We start from the raw sequence: 5735 nt of genomic DNA on the forward strand, positions 1-5735 counted from the left end.
AAACTGCACACTCCCCAAGTCCTTAATTTTGTTCTTTTTAAGATAGGTGTCATCCTGAGGGAGCGTAAGCGTAGGTGTCATCCTGAGGGAGCGTAAGCGTAGGTGTCATCCTGAGGGAGCGTAAGCGACCGAAGGATCTCATAAAACCGTGTTTTCTGAGATTCTTCGGCCTTCGGCCTCAGAATGACCTTTAAGGTGTGCACTTTTAAAACATAAATCGTCTAAAAACTGTGCACTTTTAATTCGTAGATAACATCTGGTAATAATTGCCTTGACTTTAATAATTGTGTTTTGATATAATTAAAATTCACATGGAGGCAAGAAATGGGTTTTAATTTATTTAATTATTTTTGGGGTTTTTTCTCAAGTGATATCGGTATTGATTTGGGCACATCTAATACCCTGGTTTATGTAAAAGGCCAGGGTATTGTTTTGTGTGAACCTTCTGTTGTGGCTATTCAAAAGGATACCACCAATGTGCTGGCAGTCGGAGAAGAAGCCAAGAAGATGTTAGGCAGGACCCCGGGCAGTATCGTTGCGATCAGGCCGATGAAAAGCGGAGTAATAGCGGATTTTGAAATTACCGAAAGCATGCTGCGTTATTTTATCAGAAAGGTCCATAATCGTAAGGCCTTTATCCGTCCGCGGATAGTAATAGCTGTTCCCAGCGGCATAACCGAAGTCGAGAAAAGAGCGGTTAAGGATTCTGCTATCCATGCCGGAGCAAGAGAAGTATATTTGATTGATGAGCCAAGGGCGGCTGCCATCGGCGTAGGCCTTCCTGTTCAGGAACCGGCCGGGAACATGGTGGTAGATATCGGAGGGGGGACTACCGAAGTAGCGGTAATATCCCTTTCTGATGAGGTTCATTCTCAGACTGTCAGGGTTGGCGGAGATGAGATGGACGAGGCGGTCACGGCCTATCTTAAAAAGACATATAATCTTATGATCGGAGAATCTACCGCTGAAAACATTAAGATCAAAATCGGATCTGCCTATCCTTTAGAAGAAGAAATGACCATGGAGGTAAAAGGCCGGGATTTGGTGGCAGGCCTGCCTAAGACCCTGACTATTTCTTCTGAAGAAGTAAGAGAGGCCTTAAGCGAACCTGTTTCCAGTATATTGGAGGCAGTCAGGATTACCCTGGAAAGAACTCCTCCGGAATTATCAGCTGACCTGATAGACCGGGGAGTGGTTATGGCCGGGGGCGGGTGTTTACTCAAAGGAATAGACAAATTAATTAGCGAGGAAACCGGTTTGCCTGTTCATTTAGCCGATGATCCTCTGACCGCTATTGCTTTGGGAACAGGCAAAGTGTTGGATAACTTGCAGATCTTACAAAAATTGGACGTTCCTACCAGACTTGAGTAAATGTGTTCCATTCTAACAAAAAAATTATCTCTATTGTTCTCCTTCTTTTTTTACTGCCTCTTTTAAGCATACTTATCCCCGCTTTTAATAAGAAAATAAAATTAGGCATAGTTTCAATTTTTAGACCCGTCTTGCGGAAAGGCAATTTCTTTGCCTCTAAATTAAATAAAAGATCCCAGGGAACGCGTAATTTTTGGAAGTTGCTTGAAGAGAAGAACAGCTTGCTGAAGGAGACAGCTTATCTTAGAGAAGAAGTAGCCGGGCTGAAAGAAGCATCGATTGAAAATGAGCGTTTGCGCAATCTCCTTTTATTCAAGAAAAAATCCCCCGGCAAAATGATTCTGGCCCGGGTTATAGCCAAAGATTCCACTAACTGGCATAAGACCGTAGTTATCGATAAAGGGACCGATCAGGGGATAAAAAAAGATATGCCGGTAGTAACCCCCGGGGGATTGGTAGGCAAGGTTATTCAGACAAATAACGAAGTAGGCCAGGTTATGCTGATAATAGACCCCAATTTAAAGGTAAGCGGGCTGATCCAGCGCACTCGCGAAGAAGGCATAATTGAAGGAGTGCCTTCCGGGTTATGCAAGATGAGATATCTTTCATTAGATACTGATCTCAAAGTAAAAGACGTGGTCATCTCCTCCGGTTTAGGAGGAGTTTATCCCAAAGGGCTGGTTATTGGCAGGGTGAAGAGCGCGGGGAAGGATATTAGCGGGCTCTATTCATATGCCCTGGTAGAACCAATGGTCGATTTCTCAAGGTTAGAAGAGGTATTATGTCTGGAATTAAAAAAATCGCCTTTATTTTAGTTATTTTGATATTTTTACTTTTAGAAGTGGTTTATCTGGATAAGATTGAAATCCACGGCATAAAGCCCGATCTTTTGCTTATTGCTCTTATCTTTTTTAGCTTGCAAAGAAACCTGATCTTTGGGTTGGGACTGGGGCTGGTCTTAGGGCTTTTAAAAGGCGTATTCAGCGCGGGGCCTTTAGGGATACAGATGTTTACCTTTGGGCTCTGCGGATTAGTGATCGGTAAATATTTTAAATTTATTTATAAACAGGGTATTTTTGTTAAAATAGTAACAGTGTTTTTTTTGAGTATTTTTGCCGGATTGGTTTATTACCTGGCTTCTTTACCCATTGATGTTTTGCCAAACCTGGTTACTTCATTTCGGGGTATAATTCTGCCGGCCGGTATCTATACAGCGATCTTTGCCTTGCCGGCCTTTTTGCTGCTCCAAAAATTGTTTTATGAGAATAAATAAATTTTCAACGGCTGTTTCAATTTGTTTTCTGTCCCTGGTCATGGCTCTTGGTTATAGCCAGATTATCCGCAGAAGTTATTACCGGCAGTTAAGCGAAAATAATAGGATCCGCCTGCTGCCTCAATCCGCCAGGAGAGGCGTGATATATGATCGTAACAACAAAGTTCTGGCAGCCGACAGGCTCTCCTTTAATCTCTGCATTATACCCCGGGAACTCCGAAGTCAGACAATCAGCCGGTTAAACAAGATCCTGGGTTTTTCCCGGAAAGAGATCAAAAAGATCTTAAAGAAGAACACGGTCACTCCTTTCGCGCCTGTTGTTATAATCAGAGATATCGATTACAGTTTGGTAGCTGCTGTTGAAGAGAGGTCTACAGACTTACCCGGAGCAGTTATACAGACCTGTCCTTTGCGTCATTATCCCCACCGAAAATCCGGCGCCCATGTAATTGGTTATTTAGGAAAAATCAGGCCCGATGAGTTAGAGGCCAGGAAAAGATATGGTTACCAGTTTAGGGATTTAGTGGGCCGCGATGGTCTGGAAAGGTCTTTTGATGTTTTTTTAAAGGGAACCGACGGCGGCCAACTGGCAGAAATAGATTCCAGAGGCAGGATTCAACGGATATTAAGCCGTAAACCGCCGCTAAAGGGCAACGACCTTTATTTAACTCTGGACTTGGACCTGACAAAATTAGCCCGGGATCTTTTAAAAGATAACCCGGGAGTTATAATAGTAATGGATTCAGCAACCGGCGGCATTTTAACTATGGTTAGCAGCCCGGCCTATAACCCTAATCTATTTGTTGACCCGCAGAAAAGCGGGCAGAGGCTGAAAATATTAAGAGATAAGTCTTACCCGTTATTAAATCGCGCTATCGGTTCACAGTATCCGCCGGGATCAATCTTTAAGATAGTTACTGCTCTGGTTGCCCTGGAGACGAAAAAAATAAGTTCCTCCAGCCGTAAATTTTGTAACGGAAAATATAAATCGGGAAGAAGAACCTTTAGATGCTGGAAGAAAGACGGGCACGGTTCTTTAAATTTAGAAGAGGCAATAACATATTCCTGTAATGTCTTTTTTTATCACGCAGGATTAAAAGTAGGAGCAGATGGGTTGGCGAGGTTTGCTAGATATTTAGGGCTTGGCTGCCGGACAGGAATTGAATTGCCCGGGGAGATAAAGGGAATAGTTCCGGACAGGAAGTGGAAAAAGTCCGTTTATAATAAACCCTGGTATGAAGGGGAGACTCTGAACTTATCCATTGGCCAGGGTTATATCTCGATCAGCCCTCTCCAGGCAGTAAGGATGGTCTCGGCAGTAGCAAATAGGGGAATTTTATCTCAGCCCCATTTAGTTAAATCCTCTCCCCTGGCTAAGAGGGGTAGGAAATTAAATATCTCGGAGGGAAATTTTAACGTTGTTAGGCGGGGTATGTTCAAAGGCGTAAGCCAGGAAAGGGGCACAAGCCACCGGGCATACCTGCCCGGTGTTTCAATCGCTGCTAAAACAGGGACAGCCCAGGCAACCAGAGGGAAGTCTCATTCGTGGTTTCTGGGATTTTGTCCGCTAAACGGGCAAAATATATCCTTTGTTGTTTTTTTAGAACACGGTGGATATGCCAGCCAGCGGGCGGCCGAGATAGCCGGAAAATTGATCAAGGGCTGGAAGGAGATTTCCCAGAATGGCGCCTAATTCATGGAAGGGTTTTGACCACAGGTTGTTTCTGTTAACTGTTGTTATCTGTTTAACCGGTTTAGTGCTCCTTTACAGCGCTTCTTATCAAAAATCTCTGGCCTGTGGGATTAATTTTGTAGGCCGCCAGGCTACTTGGGCAGCTTTTGGAATTATCTGTCTTTTAATAACAGCCAGGATAAATTATCGTAAACTGATAGAGGTCTCATATATTTTATACGCTTTTAATCTGCTTCTTTTGGTCCTGGTGCTGTTGCTGGGACACGTGAAGATGGGCGCGCAGAGGTGGCTGTCTTTCGGCAGCTTTACGTTTCAACCTTCAGAATTGGCCAAGATTATAATCATTCTTGTTTTGGCTAAATATCTGGGCGGGACAGACCTCAAAATCCAGCCGCTCAAAAAGATTTTAATTTCCCTGTCCCTGGTGGCTGTTCCTTTGATTTTAATCTTAAAACAGCCGGATCTGGGGACAGCTATGGTCTTTCTCCCGATATTTTTTAGTATGCTTTATATTCGGGGATTAAGATTAAAATATCTCCTGGGATTAGTGATGGTTGGCCTGGCCTCCACGCCTCTTTTGTGGTTTCTCCTGCGGGATTATCAGAGACAAAGGCTGCTGGTATTTTTAAACCCGAACATAGACCCGTTGGGTTCCGGATATACGGTTATTCAGTCCAAGATCGCTATTGGTTCAGGCGGGTTTTTAGGAAAAGGATGGCTGGCAGGAACGCAAAACCAGCTTAATTTTCTGCCCGAGCACCACACTGATTTTATATTTAGTGTAATTGGCGAGGAATGGGGATTTTTAGGGGCAACAATACTGATCTTGTTATATTTCCTGCTGATCAGGCAGGGCTTGAAGATAGCCGGCAGAACCAATGACTCGACCGGCAGGTTATTGGCAGTGGGTATAATAACCATGTTTTCTTTTCATATAATTGTCAACATAGGAATGACTGTAGGAATGATGCCGGTAACCGGCCTTCCTTTACCGCTGCTAAGCTACGGAGGTTCTTGTCTGGTAATGACCATGATGTCTATTGGAATACTGCTCAATATCAGAATGAAAAGAACAATATTCTAAATTGCTAAACTGTTAAATTGCTAAATGGCTAAACTGCTGAATTGCTAAACTGTTAAATTGCTGTATTGAAAATAGCTGAAAAAATATTTTAACACCGTTTATTGTGAAAATTTGCATCCTAAAATTTAGAATACAATTCCCCGGCTTAGCAATTTAACCATTTAACAATTTAGCAATTTAGAATGTCTGTTATTTAAAAATTAAAAGTGCACACCTTAACCGAAATTAAAAATAATAACGCTAAAAAGGTCATTCTGAGGCCGAAGGCCGAAGAATCTCAGAAAACACGGTTTTATGGGAGATCCTTCGGTCGC

At 43.0% G+C, this 5735-nt stretch carries 5 protein-coding genes; all 5 read left to right on the plus strand.

The annotated features are described in order from the left end of the window. Positions 1-324 precede the first annotated feature (324 nt). Positions 325-1371, plus strand: a complete 1047-nt coding sequence (locus U9Q08_00200) for a rod shape-determining protein (protein MEA3328152.1) — start codon at positions 325-327, stop codon at positions 1369-1371. A gap of 131 nt (positions 1372-1502) precedes the next feature. After that, complete coding sequence (mreC, locus tag U9Q08_00205) at positions 1503-2186, plus strand: rod shape-determining protein MreC (GenBank protein MEA3328153.1); 684 nt, start codon at positions 1503-1505, stop codon at positions 2184-2186. Then, entirely contained in the window at positions 2153-2644 is a 492-nt protein-coding gene (gene mreD, locus U9Q08_00210) for a rod shape-determining protein MreD (GenBank protein MEA3328154.1), read from the plus strand. Before mreC ends, mreD begins: the two co-directional genes overlap by 34 nt. Beyond that, a complete protein-coding gene (mrdA, locus tag U9Q08_00215) occupies positions 2631-4337 on the plus strand; it encodes a penicillin-binding protein 2 (protein MEA3328155.1) in 1707 nt (568 codons plus the stop codon). Before mreD ends, mrdA begins: the two co-directional genes overlap by 14 nt. Further along, complete coding sequence (rodA, locus tag U9Q08_00220; GenBank protein ID MEA3328156.1) at positions 4327-5421, plus strand: rod shape-determining protein RodA; 1095 nt, start codon at positions 4327-4329, stop codon at positions 5419-5421. The genes mrdA and rodA overlap by 11 nt, the downstream gene beginning before the upstream one ends. Positions 5422-5735 lie beyond the last annotated feature (314 nt).

Source organism: Candidatus Omnitrophota bacterium (assembly GCA_034717435.1).
Lineage (GTDB): Bacteria > Omnitrophota > JAUWXU01 > JAUWXU01 > JAUWXU01 > JAYELI01.